Raw genomic sequence first — 24,402 nt, 5'->3', positions numbered from 1 at the left:
GGAGGCGCCGCGATCACTTGTCGCCGCGCGCCGTTGCTCGCGGGACCTGGTCGGGCGCCATCATGATGTCGTCGTGCACCAGCTTGAACGCATCGGGCCCGATGCTCAGGTCCCCGCGGAACGGCCGGTCAAGCTCCAACGTGACGAAGAGGAGTAAGCCGATGAGGGCTGACATCTTCCACACGAGCAAAGCGTGCAGACGAAAGCTGTCGATCATGAACAGCCAGCAGATGGCGATGTTGATGAACGCCCCCGCATAGACCATGACCCAGACGGCCCCGGGCATGTTGCTCGCGATGGCCTCGATGCGTCTGCGACGCATCTCGGTCATGCGATTGAGCTGGCGCTGCACCTCGGCAAAGAGAACTTGCTCCCGTGCGCTCGCGGGCTCGAACGCTCCCAAATGATCGGTGAAGCGCGAGAGCAATTCGGTCACCTCGCGCGGATTTTCGCCCCGTTGCATGCCCGGCCATGACTTCTCGATGGTAGCCACGATGTATTGGCGCAACTCATCGTGAAGGCGAGTACGTGCGGGCTCGGGGAATTGTGACAGATCGCGATAGAGTGAGCCGGCAATCGCCGCTTCGTCGGAAACGTTCGACTGCACATCGGAAAACTGTTCCCACGAGCCAATGGCGATCAAGCCGAGCGTGATGCCGTAAAAGACTCCGATGGCCGCAAGGAAATAGCTCACGACTTCGTTCTTGTGGCCCGTCTTGTACAAATAGCGTTTCAAAAGGATGCGGGCCGGCACGAGACCGGCCACACCGACGAAAGATGTTGCCCCGACGACGATGAGGCAGAACCAAAAATCGGAAAGGTCATACAGCCACAATAGGTTCGTCACGTCATTTCCCCCCGAGCAACCAGTTGGATATCTACAACGTCATTTCGTGGGTTCGCCCATCCAAGTTGCCTTAGCCGTTGGCCAAGACGCTCTCCGTTCCGAAACCGCCTTCGAGCCTTTCGCATGCCGCTGGCGTCGCGTCAAGGTGGGACACGAGCCAAGCCGCTATTTGCATATTACATCTCGCGCTCATGGATCGCGCTGCAAGGCAGCCGATCCACATTATGAAATATTAATTGATGCGCGAATGGCAAATTCGCGCATTTGACATTAAGACCACTCTCGCGGAGCTGCTCGAGATGGAGTACTTCGGTCCGAACGGGCCTTTGAATCGGGACGAATGTCGCAGGTTGAGAACGCTCCGCGGCTGGTCGTCTGGCGACGGCAGTTGGGTACGCTACGTGGTCCTACGTGTCGTGGAGGGGACGTTCGACGCATCGAAAATCCGCCTCCGCGCAGAGCCCAGGGGTACTACGGTGCGCCCGTGTTGCTCACTCTGTTGGCGTTGGTCGGTGTTGGTGTCATTGGTGCTTCAGGGGCGCTCGCTGCCGTGCGAGCTCGTCTCGATCTCTTCGGCGTCGTCGTTCTCGGCATGGTCACCGCGTTGGGCGGCGGCATCGCGCGGGACGTGCTTCTTGCAATCAGCCCCCCGACGTCTCTGGTCGATTGGCGCAACCTCGTCGTCTCCGGCGGGTCCGCGTTGGCCGTGTTTTGGCTGCATCCCCACGTCGCCCGATTGCGCAAGGCCGTCTTGTTGGCCGACGCCGTCGGTCTTGGCCTGTTCACCACCGCAAGCACCGTCACCGCCCTCGGGCATGGCGCCCCCATGCACACCGCGTGCTTGATCGGGATGATCGGCGGCATCGGCGGCGGCGTCTTGCGCGATGTCCTGCTGCGCGAAATCCCCTTCGTTCTCCGCAAGGAAATCTACGCGCTCGCCGCGCTCCCGGGAGCGATGGTGGTCACTCTCGGGGCAAGGCTCGCACTCCCGGCGGGCCCGGTATCGTTGGCTGGTGCCGCACTCATCTGCCTCGTCCGCGTGCTGGCACTCTGGCGGCACTGGAATGCGCCCATTGCCGGTGCGGATAGGTAAATTAAGAGCCTTTCACTCCTCGAACGACCCGTAGACCTCCACCTCGTACAGCGAATAGCCATACCGCGTGCCGCGCTTCTTCAGGTTCAATCGAAGGTAGCGCGCGTGGGCATCGAGCCCGCTGAGGGTCTCGGTGAGGCCCCTGCCCTTCGTGGTCGCGTAGATCGTCGTCCAGCTGGAGGCGTCGTCGGAGATCTGCAGCTCGTACGACGTGGCGTACGCCGCTTCCCAGTTCAAAATGACTTTGCGCACTGATTTTCGGCTGCCCAAATCGATTTGCATCCACTGCGCATCGCTTGCTTCGCTCGACCAGCGCGTCGCGTGCGTGCCGTCCACGGCGCGCGTGCCCGGGAAGTTCGGCGTCTCCGTGCTGGATACCGTCACCGGGCGGCCGAGCGCGAGATCGTCGGATTTCACGTCCGTCCCGCTGGGCGCCGAGCCTACGGTGTCCATAAGCGTTTGGAAACCGTTGTAGGATGAAACAGGCTTCGGCGAGCCCCAGGTTTGCTGCGCGAGAACCCTCAGCGCAGGACGGATGCCATCGCGAATGTGCTCTTGGGTTTCCGCGTTCGGATTGTCGCACCACACGTGAACCTTCGAACCAAGGTTGTGCGGCTCCGCCGGAGAAACCGTATTTTCGCGCTCGAAAATGTTCGGCGTCCACCTCTCGTATCCGTAGGTCAGATCGGGCTTTGCGCCGTCCAAAACGTAGTACGTCGGTGTCCAGCTGCTGTTGTTGACGTCATGGCCCGTGTCGATGAGCTGCTGCGGCTTGAGCCCCGAATTGGTCCAATAGTCGACGACGATGTTCGCGTCGACCTTCAGCGTATCGGGCGCACCGTGGCTCGCGATTCCGTCGTTCCACATCCGGGTCGTCTTGCCCGCCGCACGAACGATGTCGTTGGCCCAATGAATAAATCCATAATAGACATCGCGTGCGGTGGCGTTGGGGCCGTACTTCGCCCGAGCGTAGGTGAGCAGTTGAGGGTAGTCGGCATAGTTGCTGACGTACTCGTCCGCGCCAATGTGCCAATACTTCGACGAAAACAAGGGCAGATACTCCTCGATGAGGTCCTCGAGCAGCGTGTAGGACCTCTCCATCGAGAGATCGATGAAGCCGTTTTGCACCGTCCCATTGGAGCTCTTCAATTTCAGCTCCGGGTGTGCGGCCAGAATCGGGTCCATGTGGCCGGGCATGTCGATCTCGGGAATGATCGCAACGTGGTAGGCCTTTGCGAGGGCGAGGAGCTCGGCCATTTCTACTTTGGAGTAATGGTCGAAGGAGACGATTTCGGGGTGCTTCAGGCTTTCGAGCCGAAAGCCTTTGTTGTCCGAAAGGTGAACGTGGAAGTAATTCATCTTCAGATAGGCGAGCTCGCGGATATGGCCACGGAGCCAGCCGACCGTGAAATACTTGCGTCCCACGTCGACCATGAGGCCGCGCTCTGGATAACGCGGCCAGTCCCGTGCCGTCCCCGCATCGAGCGTGTACTTCTTGGAAAGCCACTGCAGGAGCGTCCGCGTACCGTAAAAGACGCCGTCCGACGTGCGCGCCCGCACTGCGATCGACGGGCCAACCGTGAGCGTATACCCTTCGGTGCCCAGCTCCGCATCGGTGGACCCAAGCTCGAAAAAGACGTCACCCTCTCGAACATCGCTCGCACCGCCGGCCATAATCGGGATGGGGAAACCGCTGAGGCTCTTCAAATCGGCGGCAAACACGGCGGCGGTGTCGAGCAAATCGGACGCGTACTCCGAGTGCACGACGATGCGCGTCCTTCGCGTGAAGGTATAGGCCACCCCCGACGCCGACCGCCACTCGCGCAAGGCGGGAATCGTTGGCGGCGGGGAGGCCACGACGGCTTGGGGGAACGGAGGAGATTCGCCGGGTTCGGTGCGCTCGCTGGGATCGCTGGGATCGTGAGTGCTGCAGCCCGCGAGCAGGAACAACCCACAGAGAACTGCGCAGTTCGAATCCGATTTCATCGGCATCGCCTCCGCCCCCTTATGGCCGCCTACGGCAAAGCACGTTTGGACATGAAAGCCTTCATCGTATTGACACGGCGATGTCGCTCACGCTCAACGCGGTGGCGCGCTGTCGTCGATTCGGGCGGCCAGCGGCACCAGGGCGGCCATGACCACGGCCGCTTTCTCCGATTTTCCGGCGCGCAACGGGGTGCCCTCCACATCCTGCAACGGTGTGAGATGAAGGCCGTCATCGCCTTCATGCCCCATGAATCTTGCTTGCAGCGCGGGAACCTCCACCAGAACGACGGCCTTCGCATGCCGAGCGTCGAGCTGCTGCCGATTCGCATGCAGCGCCCTGGCGAGGCCCACGCGACCGAAGCTCGACGGCACCCAGCGGCCCTGGCGCTGCACCATCACGACCGAGGAGCGCACCTCGTCGCCGACGGTGATGGGATAAAGAAAGGCACCATGGTCGACGAGCAAGGCGCGCGGGTCGTCGGTCGTGCGATAGGCGCGCAGCGCATCGAGGCGCACCCTACGAACTGGGACACCGTCGCCGAGGGAGGCGCCATCCAAGTGCGAGGCCGACGGTGTCGTGTCCTGTGCCGCCCTTCGTTGATTCTCCGTCACGTGCCGCAACGTTCGAATGGCGGCGGCCGCGGCGCTTTCCGGGCCCCGCGCGGGCGGAGCAGGGTCTTCGGAGGGGGATGACGCACACCCTATTGCCATGGCCACGAAGAACAACCCGGCGATGATCTTTCGCGAGCTCATGGCGTCACCCCCGTATTCCTGGCGATATCGTAATAATCCATTTGATGCCAGTGGTCGTAACCGTCTCCGCCGACGAATTCGTCGTAGGGAATCGTCTGCTCTTCGCCGACGCCAACCGGTCCTGGATTGTTCAAGGTGACGTACATGGTCCCATCGGCATCTTGCGACCAGCCGGTGCCGACCATGATGTGACCTCCGCCACCATTCCACCCCCACGCGAAGGCAAAAGGGGTTCTGCGATCATCGATCTGGGTTTTGACTTGGCTTTCCGTGAGCGCGTATCCCCACGAGGTGGTTCTGGACGAAAAGCCGTATTTTTCGAATTCGGGCCACCCACCATCGTCGCAGGCCCGCGGCGTGGGCGACGTGCAGCAATCCGTTCTGCCAAACCGCACGTTCGCCTGCCTACACTGGCTCGGCGCATTGGCCGGTGAGATGTACGTCATGATCATTTGGCCGCTGGCTGCCCAGCACCACATGCTCTGTTTTTGAGCGTACAACGTCACGTCGAGGCTACCGTCGGCGGAGGCGTGACGTGCCAATAGCAATGCCGGAATGGCCGCCATGGCGAAGAACATCTTTCGCATGTTTTCTCCTCGCGATTGAAAGGTTTAGCGCCGGCACTCCGCAAGCGTCTTCGCGGGCTGCGCCTTCGACCCGCAAAACCACTCATCCGGGGGACTGTGCACCATTCGAATAGCACGCAAATGTCACATACGAAATTTAATTCAATGGATGCGACACACCATACCAATCAGTCGATATCCATCTATGTAGAGCACGAGTCTCGACCACGGATTGTGGCATACAGCGTATTACGTACATTACCAACTATGCTCCACTCCGGAGTTCGTTGCGGATTCGTTCCAGATGCAGAACGCAGCAAGGGACGCCAGGCGGCACCGGCATGGTCTCGTACGAACTGTGTACCAAATATACTATTTTGTGTATATTGTACACAGATGAAGAAGAAGAGCATCTTCGGTGACCGAGCTCGCAGCATCGCGCTGCTCTGGCAGCTCACGCCAGTGCGGGAGCGTCCCCACCGCGGGCCCAAGCCAGGGCTCAGTGTGGAGCGCATCGCCGAGGCGGGGATTTCCATCGCGGATGCGGAAGGGCTCGTGGCCGTGTCGATGCAGCGCGTCGCGGCCACCTTCGGCTTTACCACGATGTCGCTTTACAGGTACGTGCCAAGCAAGACGGAGCTCGTCGATCTGATGATCGACATGGCCATGGGCAACGCCCCCGTGTTCGACCGCGCCGCCGGATGGCGCGCCAACCTGGAAACGTGGGCGGGCCACATGTGGAGCATTTTTCGTGCGCATCCCTGGCTCCTCGGCGCCACGGTGGGGCACCGCGTGATCGGGCCCAACGAGCTAGGCTGGATGGAGTCTGCGCTGACCGCACTCGAGGGCACGCCGCTCGACGGCGCCGAGAAACTGGACGCGACCCTCGTCGTTCTGGGGCACGTGCGAAACATGGCGCAACAGACGATGACGACGAGCAGCCAGCAAGGCGCCGACGAGCCGCTCCTGCTCGAACTGCTCACGGAGCTTCTGCGCGGGCGCGCCGATCGCTACCCGGCCACCACGCGGGTGGTGACCTCCGCGTCCGCGAGCCCGCTGCAGAACCAGGGCTTCGAATTTGGCCTGGCGCGCATTCTCGATGGCCTCGGCCATCTCATCGTCCGTCGCTCGTATTCATGAAGGGGCTCGTCACCTCGCGCGATATCGCAGGTGCCCGCGGCGGCTCATCGACCACCGCTCGAATTCTCGAAGACTCCGTAGACCGACGAGGCCGCGAAGAACGTGTGCAGGCCCCACGCAGCAGGCGCGATGACGTCGTTGAATTTTAGTCCCTGCAAGCCGACGTTGCTGGGGCCGTCGTCTCCACCGCGCTCGGTGAGGCGGTAGATGCCCCTCAACTCGGTGACTGCGAGAACGGTGCTCGGATCGCTCGAATCGACCGCCAGCCCGCGGATCTTGCCCGCGCTGAAGGCTAGACGCCTTTCGCACGTTTTGCCACCGTCGGTGGAGACGTAAACCCGACCTTCGGTGCCTCCCATGTAGAGATGGGTCCCCGAGATAGCCATCGACAGCAAAGCTTGGTCCGTACCAATGCTCGGACTGCAGTCGCCGGACACGGACCAACTCGCACCGCCGTTCGTCGACTTCGCAAAGCCCTTGGTGGTGGCGGCATAAAGCGTCTTTGGGTCTGCCGGGTCGAGCAACAGTGCGTTCACGTTGCCGGGAAGGTCCACACCGGCCACGGGCCAATGCTTGCCTCCATCCGTGGATTGCCACACCTTCGCATGCGCGTCAGCCGCCCACAGATTCGTACCGTCGCTGAGCATGACGGTCGCGTCCGGGCCCTTGGCCGATACTTCATGCCATGTGGTGCCGCCGTCGATGGTTCGTTGGATGCTTCCATCATAAGAGTGCACCCAGGCGAGCCCCTCGTGCACCGGATCGGTCGCGATGGCTTTGACGCTGGTGAAGCTTTGAGACCACGTGCGCGCTCCGTCGGTGCTGCGGAACAACCCCCAGGGGGATGCGACAGCGTAAATCGTGGGTGCCGCTCCTGCGCCGACCGCAAAGTGGTCCACGCGGACGTTGTGCAATCCCGTAAGGATGCGCGTGAAGGTGCGGCCCCCGTCGGTCGATTTGGCCGGGCCACCATAAACGCCGGCATAGACGACATTGGGATCGTAGGGATCGATCGTCAGTGAGGAGCAACTGAAATAGTCGTTTCCGGTAAGAGCGAACGTCTCGCCGCCATCGACCGATTTATAGAGCCCGTCCCATCCGACGGCGTACACCGTCGAGGGACTCGACGGGCTCGTCGCGATGGGACCGATATAGTGATCGAGGTTGGTCCAACCTCGGGCCGTCAACTTGCGCCAAGTGGAGCTGCCCTTGGCCAGCTTGTAAATCGCGGCACCGGGGCATGGCCATGTTATGCATTGTCCTCCCGCACTGTAGATGTTGCCCGCGTGGTCGACATGATGGAACCAGGCGAAATACGGACTGGGGAGCCCCGACGGCACATCCCAGGCCGCGCTGTCGCTCGTCATGCGACGGAGCCCGCCATCGCAGATGAGCGTCGAATCCGTCGGGTCGACGTCGAGGTAGGAACAATCTGATTTGGCATTGTCCGCCGACCAAGTCCGCCCTGCGTCGGAGGTATGGTAAAGCGTGCGCCGGTCCGTGGCGATGGCCCAAACCGAACCACTGGTTCGAGGGTCCACGGCGATATCCAAAAAGGGAAACCCAAAGTTCAAAAGAGTCCACGAAGAGCCGCCATCTTGGCTACGCCACGCGTGGGCATCCTTGTCAAACGCATACACGGCCGATGATGCGGGGTCGATGCCCACGACTTTTGCGGTATCGGGCAATTCTGCGCCAGCGACAGACCAGGTTTGTCCGCCCGTCGTCGACGTGAACACACCTCCCGAACCCTCGGAGACGTAACGTCCGCCACCGCCGAAGTAGAGCGTGTTCGGCGAACTTGGATCGACCGTGACAGCGCCGTCGCCCGCGCCTTCGAGGCCCTTGCGGGCCGCGAACCATCCGTGGTTGCTGATCACGAATGGCCGGCTGGTGACCGGAGGCAGCCCCGGGGTGGACGCGACCAGCGAATAGGTGCCTGCGACGTTGAGCGAAAGGCCCTCGAACTCACCCGAGCCCTCCACCAAGTTCACCGTATGCGGCCCCGCCAAGATCGTACCCGGCGCGTTCTCGCTCAGAGAGATCGTGACCGGCTTGTTCCACGCAGCGAGTGGGACGCCCATGGAATCGACCACCGCCACACGCACCATCGGGGCCAACGGCAAATCCGTCGCCGAATCGGTCGGCGGCGAGATGAAGGCCAGCCCGGAGATGCGCGGAATGCGATCCCCCGTCTTGGGCGTCAAGTGGTGACCCGGGGACGAATCGTCTCCGCAGCCCGCAACGGTGATACCTAGGACGAGAAACCCGGCGGCGGTCACCGCAGTTCGTGTCATTGTGCTCGTTGTTTCGACCAAGCCGCGGGTGCGGTTGCTCGAAAAGAGCAGTCGCTCTCAAAAGCGCACGATCCCCGGGCCGCCGTGCACGATGCCGTGGCGCGTTTCGAGCGTCACCTCCCCGTTCGTGCGCAGGCGACCGTGGCCGTCGCCATCGATCCGAAGCACGCGGCTCGCAAAGGTCCCTGCCCCGCTCGCCGCCTTCCCCAACAGGAGGCTGCCGCGCGATGTCGGTTCGATGCCGAGCAAGCGCAGGTACGCGAGGAGCGGTTGCCCGTGGGCGTGCAGGTTGTTCACCGGGAAAGGCTGCATCGCGAACTTCGCCGTTGCCCAGGTGCGGCCCGGTCGGGGAAATTCGGGCGCGTTCCACGCGTCGGGGCCCGATAGCGTTCCCTCCCAAATATCCGGGTAGTTCGCCGTGTGGCTGCGAAGGCTCATTCGCCGCCACTCGTCCCTTGCCAGCGACGGCGCCACGCGGGTCGCCGCCCAGATCAAGGTCATGTTGATCGCGTACCAGACGCCCCCTTTGGTGCCCTGCCCCCAATCCGCGTCGGAGTTGTCCGGCCACTTGAGACGCGCACCGAGCGGCGAGCCCTCGCGGTGGCCTTGGTCGATGAGCTCCAGCAGTGAGCGCGCCTGCTGCGCGTCCGCAGCCCCGCACAAGATGGCCCACGGCTGCACCTCGAGCCAGCAATCGGTCTCGCCCACGATGGCGCCGCCCGGCCCATACGCGCGATGGAACCAGCGACCATTCCACGCCGCCGCAACGAGACGCCGCAGCTCCTCGGACTGCTCGCACGCCTCGGCGGCCAAGGCGCCTTCTCCAAGCCGCTCCGCCAGCGCAGCAAAGACGCCGAGCACCCACGACGCGAACGCGGAATTCAGCACAGAGCTCCCGTGCGCAATCATCGCGTCGCGATCCACCCCCGCTGCGTCGAGCGCCACGTCGTTCCAATCGGCATTGAGGATCCGCACATGCTTGCGCTCTCCCCGACCCACGCTGTCGATGAAGAACCGAAATTGCCGACGCAAATGTTCGCGCAGCGGCACCGCCCCGGCTCCGTACACCGGATGGTACGCGAGCGGCTCGTCGAACGCCGCGAGATCGCCCGTGGCCGCCGCGTATTCGGCGGCGAGCCACAAGACCCACAGGTTCAAGTCCGACGGACGCCAGAGCAAGTTCGTCGGCCGCTTTGCGCCGTTCAGCGCATAGGGAAGGTCCCCGTCCGGCTTGGCCCACGCCACCGTGTTGCGCAACACGGAGAGGGCCGTGTCGGGCTCGATGTAGACCAACGGAAGGGCGTGCTGCAATGGATCGCGCGCGGCGCCATTGAAGCCAAACAGGTACGCGTACGCCGAACCTTGATTCAGCGTGTGCCCGCCCAGCACGCGATCGCACGCGAGGCTGCCGGTGAGAAGCGCCGTGTGCCAGGGGATCTCGTGCGCGGCCTCCGGCGCATCGTCCACGCTGGCCACGGGAAGGCGCGCACGCAACGATGCAAGCGACTGCGCCGCGAGCACGTGAGGCTCGGGGGCCGGCCGCTCGTCGCGGAGACCGAATCGAAACCAGAGCTCGCGCGATTCTCCCGGCGTGAGCTCCAGGGCCGATTCGATCTCGAGCGTGGGATGCGCCTCGCCCTCGGCGAGCCGAAACGAGGCCCTGCCCTCCGTGGCACCGAGCGGCTCGAGTACGATCTCCGCGGGCGCGCCGAAGAGGAACTTCGCCGCCTCCGCCGCCGGTCCCGATCCGTTCGGATCGGCGAAGAGCTCGCGCGCGAGGAGCCCTCGGTCGCAATGCGTGACGTCGTACCGAACGGCCAACGCCGCGCGGCTTCGCGCCTGGGCCGGGGTCTGCTTTACCTGCAGAAACCGCGGACGCAAGGTCCACTGCTCCACGTGGCGAAGCGGCCGCCGGACCTTGCTCGCGCGATGCAACGCGAGGTGCACGCGCACCAGGAGCCATGGGCTCTCGCCCTCGGGGCAGAGCACCGTGCGCTCCAACGTGAGCCCCTCGTACGCGTCGCTCACCTGAAACCAGGTCGGGCCGAATACCCGCACCGAGGGCGCCGCGCCCGCGCGCTCGGCGTACCGGCTGCTCCAACGCTTGCCGCCGTCCTGCAGAACCGACACACCGGAACCCTCGGGCTCCGGCGCCACGATCCAGCGCAAGCCGTACCCTTCGTCGAAGAGTCCCACCGTCCCATCGTTGGCCGACCACAGACGAATGGCGCGGTTGCCGACCATCAGCCAGTGACGCCGCGTGCGCGGTCCCGTCATCGGATCCCACTCGGCCTCGGGCATCGAGTCTTGGTCGGCATCGTAGGCGAACGCCGGCAGGCCAAAACGCGACACCCACTGGCCGTAGGGGCTCACGCGCGTTCCCCATGGCTGACCCAATTGCAAAAAGGATTCATCCCGCGACGACGCATCGACGATGGCTCCCCGGCAGCCGAAACCCAAATAACCATAGGTCAGCAGGCGAAGAAAGTCGCGTCGTTCCATCATCCAGCTCGCATCGCCGCCGCAGAGACATCCCGCGTGGAGGCGACGATCTGCACCACGGCGCGGCTCAAAGGAACGAGGCTCGGCCCGTGCACTTTGTCGATCGTGTCGCGCGAATCGAACAGGTACATCGGCGCGGTGAGAAAGTGCACGAGCGGCACACCCGCGGGATAGAAGTAGGCGCCGTCCGTCGGCGGCATCGGCGAGAACGCCGTGGCGGGGAAAATCAGAGAGCGGCCGAGCGCATGGTTCGCAATCGCTTCGCGCACGGTCGCTCGGAGCGCTTCATTTTGCGAGGTAAACCACCAGCGCACCTCGGGTTCCTCCGTCGCGCGCAAGCCGCCTGCACCATCGGGCTCGCACCGGCGCGCGACGTGCTCGAGATGCACCTCGAGAACCGTCTTCGCGAGAAGATCCCCATGCGCCGCGATGAATGCGCGCGTCCCCGCCGCATTCACCATGTGGCCCGCGCAAAGCAAGAACAACAGATTGTGCGGCCGCTCGCTCTCGGGCACCGCCGCCCAATGGGTCGCCTGCGCGAGCACCATCGCGATCCCCGAGCCGTCCTCCACCGCCGACGCCCACGGTCCATCGTGGTGCGAGGCAATGATCACCCATTCGTTGGATCGCCCCCGCAGGGTGCCCACGACGTTGTGCGACGTCACATCGTACCGCTCGGCTTGCACCTCGAGGCGCGCCTCGAGGGGCCCTTGCGCCATGCGCGCCAGCAAGGCGCGTCCATTGGCGCCGGAAAGCCAGATTCCTGGGATGGGGCGCGGCTCGGCGTCGTAGGGCACGTAATAGTCGCACGTCTCCCACGGCAACCCCGTGAGCAATCCGACGAAGCCTGCCGCCTTCTTGGCGACCGTCGAGTCCATCACATGGTTTTGCTCGGAGTGAAACGGGACCGTCTGCACCAGCGTGTCGAATTCGTTCGTAGGATCGTACGTACTCGTCGCCAGACCGCGAACCAGCGCTTGTGGGTACTGCGCAAATCCGATTTCCCGCACCGCAATGCGCCCTTCGACCGCGCCTCCATCGAAGCGTGCCAACGACGCCGATACGACGCCCGGTGCCGTGTGCGGCAAGGCGAAGCCGACGAATTTCGTCCCATCCGCGAGGGTGAGCTCGGCGGTGTGCGCTTCCCAATAGGGCACGGTCACCGGCTCGAGCCGCGCGTCCTCGAGACCAATGTCTCGAAAACGCTGGAGCGCCCATTCCTCGACCCACCGATCGGCGGCATAACCCGGGCGTCGAATGCCTTGACGCACAATCGCGTCAATCCATCCGAGCATCTCCTCCGCGCTCGGCAGATGAAGCGTGCTCGCCGGCGGCACAAGAGGGGCAGCAGGGCTGCCTGGAGGCATCGCATCGTCGCCGCAGCCCAACAAACACCGGGACGCCACGAGCGCCGCCCCCGCTTCGGCCACACGGAGAAATTCCCGGCGTCTCATCTGAACGCGTCCCTCTAAAGGGAATTATCCGTTCGGATCTTCAAAACGGAAGACCCCGGCGTTCACAATCAGGTTTTTCGCTTGCGCCGTTTTGGGGCTTTGCTCAAAAAGTCGATGAGTGCCCGCAACTTGAGCGGTACTTGAATCCGGCTGGGGTAATAAAGAAAGAACCCCGGAAACGGCGCGCAATAATCCGCGAGCACACGCACCAAATCGCCCCGCTCGAGATAGGGACGCGCAACGTCTTCCAGAGCATAGGCAACGCCAAGCCCCCTCGCCGCGACGCGTAACATCATATTTCCATCGTTGGCGACGATTCGGCCATCCACGGCCATCTGGAAGGCCTTTCCGTCGGGCTCGTCGAATTCCCATTTGTACATATCGCCGCCGGTGATGCGGCGGTATCCGATGCAATCGTGGCGATGCAAATCGCGCGGGTGCTTCGGCTTGCCGTGTTTGGCAAAGTAACTCGGCGCCCCCACGATGGCCGAGCGTTGCTCGCCGGAGACGCGCACCGCAATCATCTCTTTGTCGAGCACTTCGCCGAGGCGCACGCCGGCGTCGAAGCCGTGCGCCGCAATGTCCACGAGCCCATCGTCGATGGATAGATCGAGCCGTATGTCGGGATGCTCCGCGAGAAACGCGTCCATCACCGGCTCGAGAACGATGGCCATGGCCACCTGCGAAATGGTGATGCGAAGGGTGCCGGCCGGGCGATCGCGCAACTCGGCCAGCGATTCCACGGCATCACGCACGTCCGCGACCGCGGGGCGCACGCGATCCAAGAGGCGCTGCCCCGCCTCGGTGAGGCTCACACTCCGCGTCGTGCGCTGAAAGAGGCGCACGCCCAGCCGATCTTCCAGCTGCCGCACCGTTTGGCTCACGGCCGATGCCGTGACCCCCAACTCGGCAGCCGCCGTCGTGAAACTCTTCTTTTCCGCCACGCGCAGGAACGTCGCGATGCCTGCCAGCTCGTCCTTCATTGCTTAGCCAGGCTAATAAGTGCATCAAGATTTCGCTACTTTTTCTTGGGTCTCCGACTCTCTAGTTTCAACGGCATGACGATTCACGAAACGATGAAAGCCGCCGTTGTTACCGCCATCAAAGCCCCCTGGGAGGTGAAAGCCGTTCCCACGCCGCGCCCCAGCCCCACGCAGGTTCTCATTCGCATCCGCGCGAGCGGCCTTTGCTACACGGACGTGCACCTCACCCAGGGAGGGCTCTTCGATCTGCAGACGCCGTCGGTCCTTGGCCACGAGCCGGTCGGCGAGATCGTCGAGGTTGGCTCCTCCGTTCGCACCCGCAACGTGGGGGATCGCGTCGGCACGAACAGCCTGCAGACCGGCTGCGGACGCTGCGAGTGGTGCAGCCGCGGCAAGATGATCTATTGCGCGGATCAGAAGCTCCTCATGATCCATCAATTCGGCGGCCACGCGGAGTACCTCGTGGCGGAGGAGGCCGCGACCATTCTCCTGCCCGACGCGCTTTCCTTCGAGAACGCGGCGCCCATCCTTTGCGCGGGCAACACGGTGTGGAGCGGCCTGCGTGCCGCCGAACCGTTGCCCCATTCGACGGTGGCCGTCGTGGGCATTGGAGGCCTCGGTCACCTTGCGCTGCAATATGCGAAGGCCGCCGGCTTCCGCGTCGTCGCGGTCACGCGCTCCAAGGACAAAGTCGCGCTAAGCCGCGAATTGGGCGCCGATGAAGTCGTAGGCAGCGGCGAGGAGCTCGCCCGCGTGGGCGGCGCCGACGTCATTCTGTCGACCGGCAACGGGTACCGCCCGGCCAGCGACGCCCTTCTGGGATTGCGTCCCGAGGGCAGCTTGGTCGTCATGGGAGCGGCGGGCCCCGAGGAAGATCTCGTCATCCCGAACCGCACCGTGTTCCCGCAGATGATGGTCAATCGGCAGAAAATTATCTTCTCGCAGCAAAATGGTCGCGAGTACCTGCACGAGGCGGTGGCCATTGCGGCAAGCGGCAAGATCCGCGTGCTGACGGAGACCTTCACCCTCGACGACGTGCGCACAGCTTACGACCGTGTCGCCGCTGGAACTGTGCGCTTCCGAGCTGTCCTGGTCCCCTGAGGCTTGCATTCGTTAAGAAACTTTACTAACTAGACGAGTCATTCTTGAAGACCCGGGATGTGGAGGAGGTCGCAATGATTCGTTCTCTGACGATGTCACGAAGGGCACTGGCCCTCTTGAGCACGGCCGCATTCGCCGCGCTGCTTCCCAATTGCAGCAGTGAGGATGCCACGAATCCGCCCGGCCAGCCCGGGGATCTGGACAATCCGAAAGGACTCGATTCGTCGACGAGCGATTCGACGGCGGACGACACCTATAGTCCGGCGCCTGCACCGGCCGACAAGTTGTTCCTACGTAACGGTTGGGCGATTCGCACATCGGCCGGACTCAATAAGGATGGTGCGACCCTATCGATGGTGGGCTTCGACACGAACCAATGGACGCAAGCCACCGTCCCCACCACCGTGGTCTCGGCGCGCGTCGCGCATGGGGATTTCCCCGATCCGAACTTCGGGATGAACATGCGCAACATCCCGGGTACGACCGACTATCCGATTGGCGAAAATTTCTCCTGGTACGAAATGAAGGACACGAATCCGTACAAGGTGCCCTGGTGGTACCGCACGGAATTCGAGCTTCCGTCCAATGGTGGCGCACGCACGTGGCTCCATTTCGATGGTATCAATTACCGCGCCAATATTTGGCTCAATGGCAAAAAGGTCGCCTCCAGCGATCAAATCGCGGGCTCGTACCGGCGATTTGCGCTCGACGTGACGGCTGCCGCCAAGCCGGGGCAGCGCAATGCGCTCGCCATCGAGATCTTCTCGCCGCACAAGACCGACTTGGCGCCGAGCTTCATCGATTGGAATCCGACGGCGGCGGACAAGAACATGGGCCTGTGGCAGGACGTGTTCCTCACCACCACGGGCGCGGTCAAAGTCGAATACCCGACCATCGTCTCCAAGGTGCCGAACACCAACGAGGCACGCGTCACCGTCAATGCGGAGCTCACCAACGCGACCAATGCATCCGTCACCGGTACGGTAAAAGGCACCCTCGGGAACATCGTATTCACCGAGACGGTGACCCTCGGGCCGAATGAGAAGAAGCAGCTGAGCATCACGCCGGACAAGCATCCGGAATTGGTCATCGCATCGCCGAAGCTCTGGTGGCCCTACGCCTACGGCGAACAGAACCTGCACGATCTCACCTTGGATTTCGTGGTGAATGGACAGGTTTCCGATCGGGCAAAGGCTCGCGTCGGCATCCGCGAAATCGCGATGAACCTCGTGGACGGCAAGTGGGCCAGCTACAAGGTCAACGGCAAGCCCATTTTCATTCGCGGCGGCGGCTACACGCAGAACATGCTCTTCCGCTACGACGACAAGCGCGACGAGCAGGAGATGAAGCTCGTCAAAGACATGGGGATGAACACCATCCGCATCGAGGGCAAGCTCGCCAACGATCACTTGTTCGAGGTGACGGACCGCGAAGGCATCCTGGTGCAAACCGGCTGGGAGTGTTGCAGCATTTGGGAAACTTGGATCGATCCGGAGAGGCACGGCAAGTGGACGTCCGAGAGCTGGGGCATCGCGGAGGCATCGATGAAGAGCCAGCTGCTGCGCCTGCGCAGCCGCCCGAGCTCGCTCGGCTGGCTCTACGGGAGCGATAGCCACCCGCCGGAAGACATCGAGAAGATCTACTTGCGCGCGGCCGAGCAGGCACGATGGAACCTGCCGCTGCACAATCAGGCATCGGAGCGCGATCCGAGCACGCTGACCGGGCCCTCGGGCTTCAAAATGCCGGGCCCCTACGATTACATTCCGCCCGTCTACTGGTACCAGGACAAGTACGGCAAGGGCGGGGCGTGGGGTGGCTTCATCAGCGAGGCAGGCATCGGTCCGGCGGTTCCCGAGATCGAGAGCCTGAAGAAGTTCCTTCCCGCGGACAAGCTTTGGCCGATCAACGAGGTGTGGCATTACCACATGGGCGGCGGGCCGTTTGCCAACTTGGATATCCATACGGCGGCCCTGGAAGGCCGTTATGGCAAGGCCACGACGCTCGAAAACTACGTCTTGAAGGCGCAAGCTTTGGCCTACGACGGCGAGCGAGCCAAGTTCGAGTCGTACCGTTGGGGCAAGGGCAAGACCACGGGCATCATCTCGTGGATGCTGAACAACGGCTGGCCGTCGATGCTCTGGCATTCGTACGACTATTACCTGGCCGCGTCGGGTGGATATTACGGCACCAAGACGGCCAATCGCCCGGTGCACATCATCTACAATTACGAGACGCGCGCCGTGGTGGTGGTGAACGACACGGCGGGCTCGGTGAGTGGGCTGAAGGCGACGGCCGAGGTCTACGACATCAATGCGAAAAAGCTCTTCTCCCAGGAGAAGACGAATCTGACCGTGAATACGACGAAGAGCACCGCCGCGCTGACCATTCCGGCGGTGGCGAACCTCACCCCGACGTATTTCGTGCGGCTGGTGCTGCGCGACAATCAAGACCGTGTCGTGAGCAACAATTTCTATTGGCTCTCGACCAAGACGGACAAAATCGATTGGAGCAAGCACGATTGGTGGGGCGCACCGACCACGCAGCACGCCGATCTGACGCAGCTCAAGTCGCTGCCCGCGACGAAGCCGACATTGACCGCGGTGGCGGAAGGAACGGGCGCGCAACGTAAGCTGCGCGTGACCGTGCAGAACGACAACAAAGGCATCTCGTTCCTGGTGCGCGTGCGCGTGACGAAGGGCGCGGGCGGGCCGGAGGTGTTGCCGTCGACGTGGAGCGACAACTACATCTCGCTGTTGCCCGGCGAGAAGCGCGAGTTGGTCGGCGAATTCGCGGCCAGCGATCTTGGAAATGCGCAGCCCACGGTCGTACTCACGGGCTGGAACGCGTCGGAGACGTCGACGACGCCGTAGAAGCATCCGCTGTGAATCGTCGGCGCGTGACCCCGTACAAGATGGGGCCCGCGCCGACGACGAGGGCACCGAAGACGAGGGCGTTCATGCCGAAGGCGTCCTCGTGAAGATTGTCGAGTAGCGCCACGCCGAGGACGAGCAATGGCCCCACGCCAAGGAGAATGGCCACGGGAAGCCCGCCGGGGACGACGAAGGGGCGCGGCAGGTCTGGCTCGCGGCGGCGAAGCACGACGAAGGCCACGAACTCGAGCACCAGGCTCGTTCCGTAGAGCAAAATGTCCAGCGAGACGAGCCGCTTGAAGCTGAGACCGAGCGACGCCGTCCACAGCGCAGAGCACAGGAGAATCGCTACCCAAGGCGCATCGTTCGCGCGAAATCGGCGCGCGCACACGGCCGGCAAATAGCCGTCGCGGGCCAAGACGACGGGCAAGCGCGAATAGGATAGGCACAGCGCATTGAACATGCCGAGGGAGCTGAGCATCCCGCCGGCCACGATGGAGGTCGCGAGGGCCGCCCCACCGTAGCCACGCGCCACATCGACCCAGGAGCCGGTCTGCCATGCGGAGGGGTCGACGCCGGCGTACCACATCGCGGCGACCGGAATGACGTAGCTCGAGGCGATGAGCACGATGGCCGCGAGCACCGCCACCGGGTACGTGCGCTGCGGGCGATGCACTTCGCCGGCGACGGTGGAGGCGTTGTCCCAGCCCATGTAATTCCACATGGCGATGAGCACCCCCGAGCCGGCATCGGCCAGCGAAAGCGATGGCGGCGCGCTCGCCATCGTGCGCGGCGATAGGAGCCCGAGCGCGGCGAGCACTGCGAACGGTGCCACGAGCAGCACGGTCATCAATGCCGAGCCATCGCCCACGGCGCGCGCGCCCGCCATGTTCCACGCGGCGCACGCTCCGATGACGAGCATGGAGACCAGGATGGGATACGGTGGCTGTCCCATCGCAGGCCAAAGCCGCTGCAAGTAGAGGACGAACAGCGTCGGGTAGATGGCCATGTCGAAGACGCTGGCCGCGAGGGAGAGCCATGCGCCCTGGTATCCCCAAAAGTCACCGAGCGCGCGGCGCACCCAGACGTAGTAACCGCCGTCCTCGGGCACGGCGGCCGCGAGCTCGCCCACCATCAGCGCCGTGGGCAGGCTCCACACGAGTGGCGTGGCCACCAAGATGGCGATGGCCGCCGCGAAACCGGTTTTCTGCACCAGCTCTTCGAGCCCGTATGGCCCGCCGGAGACCATGAAGTAGAGCGCCCCGACGAGCGGAACGAGCGTGATGGGCCTGCGAAGGTGCTCGGGTTGCGTGGCTTCGCTATATCACGTCACTGCGAACCGCAGAACGTCACACACGTTCCCGTCGCTCCAGCCTTGGCATCGCAGCGACCTTTGCACTCGGTGGTGAATCCTCCACCGCCGTGGCAGGTTCCCCCCGCGGCCTTCAGCTCGGCGCACGTCCCCTGTGCACCGCTGGATACATCACAGTAGTAACCGGGATTGCAGTCGGACCCCGAGCGGCAGGCACCGCCCGCGCCGGCGGGCCCCTCCGCGCTGCACTTGCCCAGGTGGCAATGCAGTCCCTCGGCGCAATCGGAGTACTTGTCATCGCCGATCATCCTGCACGCCTCACCCGCCGCAATCCGCGGCGCGCACGTGCCGCTCTTGCAATAGGCCCCCGCGGCGCACGCGGGGTGGGATCCGAACTCGAGCGAGACCGTCCCCGACGAGCCGCATGGCGCTCCCACCGGCGGGGGCGGTTGGCACATGCCGTCGGCTGTGGCGGTGGCGCCCACGCAGGTGAGCCCGTCCTTGCACTCGTGATCGCCGCCACAGAGCTGCCCGGCGTCTTGAACCCCGGTGAATGTGGTGCGGCAGGAGGTGCCGGCCGGATCGCTGAAGGTCATCGTGAGGTTCGCGCATTTGTCGGCGCCTCCGAGCCTCGCTGCGTACGCCGCGTAGCAGGCTTCGGCATCGCGGGGATGGAGCAGTACGCGTTGCTTGGCCGTCGAACGCTGCACGGCGCCCGCACACTGCGGTGCGAGCGCGACGATGAAGCCATTGGCCACGCCGTATTCGGACGTGGTCTTGTCGGCTGCCGTACAGCACGAGTCGACCGCCCTGGCGAGCACGCCGAGCGTGTGGTCGCAGAAGTCCGCCGCATCGTCGTTGGTCGCGAGCCGATCGCTTCCACTCGCCGCGTCCCCGTCCGATGAATTGCACCCGACACCGCACACCAACGCCAACCCGACGAACCCTGCAGCCGCGAAAACTCTCACCACGGGTCACCTCCGGGCAGCGACCTGAGCAAGGGGCGTTCCAGCGGTGCACTTGGCGCGATCCGTACATTGTGGCGCGTAAAACTCTCCTGGGTTGATGATCTCCGGGCATTTCGCGCCTTGCGTCGAAGCTTCTTGACGCGTTGAAAACTATTATTAGACTATGTCTAAATCTAAGACGTCACCAAGGAATCCTCAAGGAATTCAAGGAGATCTATCGCTATGTTGACCGTTGGAGACAAGCTTCCGGAGTTCAAGCTCAACGCTGTGGTTAGCCGTGAGAAGGGCAAGGAGTTTCAGGAGATCACCTCGGCGAGCTACCCCGGCAAGTGGAAGGTGCTCTTCTTCTGGCCCCTCGACTTCACGTTCGTCTGCCCGACGGAGATCGCCGAGTTCGGCAAGCGCGCGCAGGACTTCCGCGACCGCGACGCCGAGGTTCTCGGTGCGAGCATCGACAGCCAGTTCGTGCACTTGGCGTGGCGCAACAACCACCCCGACCTGAAGGACCTCTCCTTCCCCATGCTCGCCGACGTCAAGCACGAGCTCTCGGCCTCCCTCGGCATCCTGCACAAGACCGACGGCGTCGCGCTCCGCGCCACGTTCATCGTCGACCCCGAGGGCATCATCCGCTTCGCCAGCGTTCACGACCTGTCCGTCGGCCGTAACGTCGAAGAGGTCCTGCGCACCCTCGACGCGCTGCAAACCGACGAGCTCTGCCCCTGCAACTGGAAGAAGGGCGACCCCACCCTGGAGGCTGCGTGAGCACGGAAATTCCCGCCACCGAGGCGCTTCGCGCGCTGATCCCGGAGGCGGCGAAAGACATTCGTCTCAATTTGCAGTCGACCCTCACGGGTACCAGCTCGTTGACCACGGATCAGAAGTGGGGCGTCGCGATTGCCTCGGCCATCGCGGCGCGCAGCCCGCGCCTTCGCGCGGCACTCGTTTCCGACTCCGCCAGCGTGGTCGATGCCAAGGTCGTCGAAGACGCCAAGGCCGCCGCGGCCCTCATGGCCATGAACAACGTCTATTACCGATTCCGTCACATGATCGGTAAGCAGACGTATTCGGACAAGCCGGCGCGCCTTCGTATGAATCGCCTGGCCGCCCCCGCGCACAACAAGGCCGACCTCGAGCTGTTCTCGCTCGCCGTCAGCGCCATCCACGGATGCGAGATGTGCGTGCAGGCCCACGAGAAAACGGTGTTGGAACACGGTCTCAGCGAAGACCAAGTCCACGATGCCGTGCGCCTCGCCGCCACGATTCACGCGACGGCGATCTCGCTCGAAATCGACGCCACCGAATAGAAGACACGAGCAGAAACACGACGCCCTCGTCGCTCCGAAGAGGGTGGGAAACGGTACGCACCTAAACTAGGGTCCCCTCGTACTTTTTCCCCCTCTCTCCGGACTGGCGAGGGCGTTTTCTTATTTGGCGGATACGACTCAGAAATAACCGAGAATGCCCGCGCTCGCGCCAATGTAGAACTGCGTGGCATCGACCGACAAGGTGGTCTTGCCGTTGCGCTGGAGATCGACCTTGGACGTACCCGTGATTGGGATGTCGATGTTCGGTCCGACCGTGATGCCGAAGTGGGGCACGGGCGAGAGCACGAACATGGGCTCCAGATCGAGGGCGAACTGATCGATCGACGCGCTGAAGTCGGCATCGTTGACCTGGGGGCTCTGGAAGCTCCGGCGGATGTACGAAACGCCTCCACGCGGCCAAAACGCAACCGACGCGGAAAGAGGGAGCACGTAGCCAACGCGGGGCGCGAAACCAAAGAACGATTCCTTGGCTTGGTCGACGCTGACACTCCTGCCGTTCTCCTCCGACTTCGTTTCGTGGCTCAGATCGAAGGCCACGAACACCGAACCACCCAACGTGAGATGGTCGATGATCGCGTAGTCGAGCGACACGCGCGGCACGTCGAAAACCGTGCGATGCGTGAAATTGCTCGTCAAGAGTGAAAAGCGAAGGCTCGACTCCGTCGTCGAACCATTGTCATCGTCCCCCGTTTTGCGGCTTTCATAAGCCATCACCGGCAACAACCGGTCGGCACTGAGGATGAACTGTCCCTTCTGTCCGAGATCCGTTTTGCCTTGTGCATGTGCCGTGCTGCTCGCGAGAAGTGCACCCGCCAACATGCCGAGTCCAAGAATCGTTCGTCGCATGAATAGTGACTCCTTATTGCCCTTAGAGACGTCTTTCGAGGCGCTGCAAAACAGGGTCAATCCAGTCGCCGGTTCATTCGGGCCTAGCGGCCCTCATAGGCCTCATCTGCCCTTGATTTTTCATTCTGCGACCGGCTCATTCGGGGCTTGGGGGCCCTCATAGGCCTTATCTGCCCTCGATTTCGCATTCTGCGACCGGTTCATACGACGAGAGACGGAAGCGCCTCAAACATATTCGACCTAAAAGCTCAGGCAGGAGTTCAGTAAGTACTGACCTCCGTGTCCAAGCGACATATTTTTACGATGCGGGAAGCACCACGAGAAACCGCGCGCCCGGCGCCCGCGAACTCGTGTCGAGTTGCACATCGCCGCCGTAGCCGCGCGCGATCTCGCGGGCGATGCCCAAGCCGAGGCCCGAACCGTCGCGCGTCTTCGCCGCGTTGGGCGCACGGAAGAACGGCTCGAAGATGCGCTCCTGATCCTCTTCGTCGATGCCCGGCCCCTGGTCGATGATCCACGTGTGCAACATCGACCCGTGGTGCTCGCTCTCCACCCGCACCACGCCGCCCGAGGGCGAATGCATGATGGCGTTCTCGAGCAAGTTCCGAAACAGGCGCGTTACGTCGCCGTGCCGGTGCGACACCGTGGCCTTCGGGAGACGAATGTCCAGCGCGACCTCGCGCGACGTGGCGAGATCCGCCACCAGCTTGCGCGCATCCTCGACCATCCGCTCGAGCGTGATGGCCTCGGGACTCTCGCCCGCGTCCTGCTTCGTACGGGCCAGGGTGAGCAGATCGTTCGCGAGCAACTTGAGCCGCCGCGTCGCCTCGAGTGCCTGTTGAATCGCCTGACGATAGGCCGCGGCATCGCGCTCTTTGCGCAACGCTTGCTGCAGCTCACCGTACAAGGCCGTCAGGGGCGAGCGCAGCTCGTGGGCGGCGTGCGCGATGAAGCGCTGCTGCGAGCTCACGAGCTCCGCGAGCCGCTCCACCATGTCGTTCATGTCGGAGCCGAGTTGCACGATCTCGGGATCGGGCGAGCTCACGTCGGTGCGGGCGGTGAGATCGCCCCGCGCCACGCCCCGCGCGACCGCGGCGATGTTGCGATGATCGCGCGTGAGCCTTCCGCTCATCCAATACGCGATGAGCGAGGCCCAGCCCACCGCGACCACCACCGCCGCGAGCATCGCGCGAAAGAGGTACTCCTTGTCGCCCTCGAAGTCTTCGCGCGACGTGGCCAGGAAGAGAAACGTGTTCGCGTGCTGCGGGATGGGCATGAACACGCCCCGCATGTGCTCGCGCTCGAAGAGGAAATTGAACGGCTGCGCGTTGGGATGCCGAATGTCGGCCAGGTGGGGCGGCGTCCGCTCGAACGGATACGTCGCCGCGATCACCGTGCCGCTGTCCTCGTAGATGATGCCAAACTTGGTCAGTGGCCCGATGTCGTTCGCCGCCGGCCCGGGTCGATCGGAAAAGCGCAACGCGTGCTGATGCACCTCCACCGCCTCGGTACGTGCGACGGCGAGCAACGATGCGTCGAGCTGACGTTGCTGCAGCCCGTTGAACGCCACCAGCACCGCGGCGAACGCGCCCCCCAAGGCGAGCGCGGTGACTGCGGCCAACACCGCCGTGGTCCGCGCGCGAAAACTCATGTTTCGTCGCGACGTTCGCGCAGGCGATAGCCCACCCCGCGCACCGTTTCGATGCGCCACGCGTCGGTTCCGAGCTTGTCGCGCAGGCGGCTCACGTGCACGTCGAGGATGCCCGAGCCGGGGTCGAACCCGAGGTTCCACACGTCCGCAAGCAAGGTCGCACGCGAGACCGGTTCGCTCCGCGCAATCGCGAGGCGCAAGAGCAGCTCGTACTCGCGCGAGCGAAGATCGAGCACGTTGCCATCCAAGGTGCAGCGGCGGCGCAATCGATCGATGACCAGCTCCCCAACGCGAAGCTCCGCGAGCTGCGCGCTCCGGCGCACCAGCGCATTGAGGCGCGCGAGCAGCTCCTCCACCTCGAACGGCTTCACCAGATAGTCGTCCGCGCCGGATTGCAGCCCGGTGACGCGATCGCCAACCTCACCGCGCGCCGTGAGCATCAAAATGGGCGTCAGCACGCCCGCACGCCGAAGCTGATCGCAGAACGTCGGGCCATCGCCGTCGGGCAACATCCAGTCGAGAATGATCACGTCATTGGAAGCGCTGCGGGCGCGTGCCAGCCCGGTCGTCATATCGACCGCAAGCTCCGGCGTATCGCCCTCTTCTGCCACCACGCGAACCAGGAATTCACCGAGCGTGGGATCGTCTTCGATAATCAGTACTTTCACGGCGGAATCTCCGGCTGGAGGGGCTAGAAAAACTCGGGGA

General features: G+C 63.6%; 19 protein-coding genes. 6 read left to right on the top strand and 13 right to left on the bottom strand.

The window, feature by feature from the left end; all coding sequences use genetic code 11:
- Positions 1 to 13: 13 nt before the first annotated feature.
- Positions 14 to 847: a DUF4239 domain-containing protein gene (locus LZC95_03535; protein ID WXA95910.1), complete on the bottom strand. Its 834-nt coding sequence runs from the start codon at positions 845 to 847 to the stop codon at positions 14 to 16.
- Between the two features lie 484 nt (positions 848 to 1,331).
- Here LZC95_03535 and LZC95_03530 point away from each other — a divergent pair, with 484 nt between their 5' ends.
- The gene (locus LZC95_03530; GenBank protein WXA95909.1) at positions 1,332 to 1,940 is read left to right on the top strand and encodes a TRIC cation channel family protein; all 609 of its coding nucleotides are present in this window, start codon (positions 1,332 to 1,334) and stop codon (positions 1,938 to 1,940) included.
- A gap of 12 nt (positions 1,941 to 1,952) precedes the next feature.
- Here LZC95_03530 and LZC95_03525 read toward each other — a convergent pair whose 3' ends face one another.
- The 3 genes from LZC95_03525 to LZC95_03515 all read right to left on the bottom strand — a co-directional run bounded on the left by LZC95_03525 (position 1,953) and on the right by LZC95_03515 (position 5,266).
- Entirely contained in the window at positions 1,953 to 3,926 is a 1,974-nt protein-coding gene (locus tag LZC95_03525; GenBank protein WXA95908.1) for a family 20 glycosylhydrolase, read from the bottom strand.
- A gap of 93 nt (positions 3,927 to 4,019) precedes the next feature.
- Positions 4,020 to 4,679, bottom strand: a complete 660-nt coding sequence (locus LZC95_03520) for a hypothetical protein (GenBank protein WXA95907.1) — start codon at positions 4,677 to 4,679, stop codon at positions 4,020 to 4,022.
- On the bottom strand, positions 4,676 to 5,266 hold the full coding sequence (locus LZC95_03515) for a hypothetical protein (GenBank protein ID WXA95906.1): 591 nt from the start codon (positions 5,264 to 5,266) through the stop codon (positions 4,676 to 4,678). Before LZC95_03515 ends, LZC95_03520 begins: the two co-directional genes overlap by 4 nt.
- A 375-nt stretch (positions 5,267 to 5,641) precedes the next feature.
- On the opposite strand from LZC95_03515, the gene LZC95_03510 reads away from it, so the two are divergent.
- Positions 5,642 to 6,385, top strand: a complete 744-nt coding sequence (locus LZC95_03510; GenBank protein ID WXA95905.1) for a TetR/AcrR family transcriptional regulator — start codon at positions 5,642 to 5,644, stop codon at positions 6,383 to 6,385.
- A 44-nt stretch (positions 6,386 to 6,429) separates the two neighbouring features.
- On the opposite strand, the gene LZC95_03505 is transcribed toward LZC95_03510, so the two are convergent.
- The 4 genes from LZC95_03505 to LZC95_03490 form a co-directional block, all read right to left on the bottom strand.
- Positions 6,430 to 8,682, bottom strand: coding sequence for a hypothetical protein (locus LZC95_03505; protein WXA95904.1), 2,253 nt, complete (start codon positions 8,680 to 8,682; stop codon positions 6,430 to 6,432).
- Between the two features lie 57 nt (positions 8,683 to 8,739).
- Positions 8,740 to 11,187 (bottom strand): hypothetical protein, encoded by a 2,448-nt coding sequence (locus LZC95_03500; protein ID WXA95903.1) that lies wholly within the window; start codon positions 11,185 to 11,187, stop codon positions 8,740 to 8,742.
- Positions 11,184 to 12,638: a M28 family peptidase gene (locus LZC95_03495; protein WXA95902.1), complete on the bottom strand. Its 1,455-nt coding sequence runs from the start codon at positions 12,636 to 12,638 to the stop codon at positions 11,184 to 11,186. The genes LZC95_03500 and LZC95_03495 overlap by 4 nt, the downstream gene beginning before the upstream one ends.
- Positions 12,639 to 12,706: 68 nt before the next feature.
- A complete protein-coding gene (locus tag LZC95_03490; GenBank protein ID WXA95901.1) occupies positions 12,707 to 13,621 on the bottom strand; it encodes a LysR family transcriptional regulator in 915 nt (304 codons plus the stop codon).
- Positions 13,622 to 13,696: 75 nt separating this feature from the next.
- Here LZC95_03490 and LZC95_03485 point away from each other — a divergent pair, with 75 nt between their 5' ends.
- Positions 13,697 to 14,722 carry an alcohol dehydrogenase catalytic domain-containing protein gene (locus tag LZC95_03485; GenBank protein WXA95900.1) on the top strand — a complete coding sequence of 342 codons (1,026 nt, stop codon included), beginning with the start codon at positions 13,697 to 13,699 and terminating at the stop codon, positions 14,720 to 14,722.
- A gap of 74 nt (positions 14,723 to 14,796) precedes the next feature.
- Complete coding sequence (locus LZC95_03480) at positions 14,797 to 17,592, top strand: hypothetical protein (protein WXA95899.1); 2,796 nt, start codon at positions 14,797 to 14,799, stop codon at positions 17,590 to 17,592.
- On the opposite strand, the gene LZC95_03475 is transcribed toward LZC95_03480, so the two are convergent.
- Positions 17,552 to 18,841, bottom strand: a complete 1,290-nt coding sequence (locus LZC95_03475; protein WXA95898.1) for an APC family permease — start codon at positions 18,839 to 18,841, stop codon at positions 17,552 to 17,554. The genes LZC95_03480 and LZC95_03475 overlap by 41 nt on opposite strands.
- 80 nt (positions 18,842 to 18,921) lie before the next feature.
- Entirely contained in the window at positions 18,922 to 19,875 is a 954-nt protein-coding gene (locus tag LZC95_03470) for a hypothetical protein (protein ID WXA95897.1), read from the bottom strand.
- Between the two features lie 213 nt (positions 19,876 to 20,088).
- Between LZC95_03470 and LZC95_03465 the strand changes: the two genes are divergently transcribed.
- Together LZC95_03465 and LZC95_03460 are read left to right on the top strand one after the other, a co-directional pair.
- Positions 20,089 to 20,634 (top strand): peroxiredoxin, encoded by a 546-nt coding sequence (locus LZC95_03465; GenBank protein WXB00297.1) that lies wholly within the window; start codon positions 20,089 to 20,091, stop codon positions 20,632 to 20,634.
- Between the two features lie 8 nt (positions 20,635 to 20,642).
- Positions 20,643 to 21,176, top strand: a complete 534-nt coding sequence (locus LZC95_03460) for a carboxymuconolactone decarboxylase family protein (protein ID WXB00296.1) — start codon at positions 20,643 to 20,645, stop codon at positions 21,174 to 21,176.
- Between the two features lie 138 nt (positions 21,177 to 21,314).
- On the opposite strand, the gene LZC95_03455 is transcribed toward LZC95_03460, so the two are convergent.
- The 3 genes from LZC95_03455 to LZC95_03445 form a co-directional block, all read right to left on the bottom strand.
- The gene (locus LZC95_03455; GenBank protein ID WXA95896.1) at positions 21,315 to 22,043 is read right to left on the bottom strand and encodes a hypothetical protein; all 729 of its coding nucleotides are present in this window, start codon (positions 22,041 to 22,043) and stop codon (positions 21,315 to 21,317) included.
- 298 nt (positions 22,044 to 22,341) lie between these two features.
- On the bottom strand, positions 22,342 to 23,694 hold the full coding sequence (locus tag LZC95_03450; GenBank protein WXA95895.1) for a HAMP domain-containing histidine kinase: 1,353 nt from the start codon (positions 23,692 to 23,694) through the stop codon (positions 22,342 to 22,344).
- Complete coding sequence (locus tag LZC95_03445; protein ID WXA95894.1) at positions 23,691 to 24,362, bottom strand: response regulator transcription factor; 672 nt, start codon at positions 24,360 to 24,362, stop codon at positions 23,691 to 23,693. Before LZC95_03445 ends, LZC95_03450 begins: the two co-directional genes overlap by 4 nt.
- Positions 24,363 to 24,402: the final 40 nt, after the last annotated feature.

Source organism: Sorangiineae bacterium MSr12523, from assembly GCA_037157775.1.
Lineage (GTDB): Bacteria > Myxococcota_A > Polyangia > Polyangiales > Polyangiaceae > Pendulispora > Pendulispora brunnea.
The sequence above is the reverse complement of the archived record's forward strand: the minus strand, read 5'-3'. Positions and strand labels throughout refer to the sequence as shown.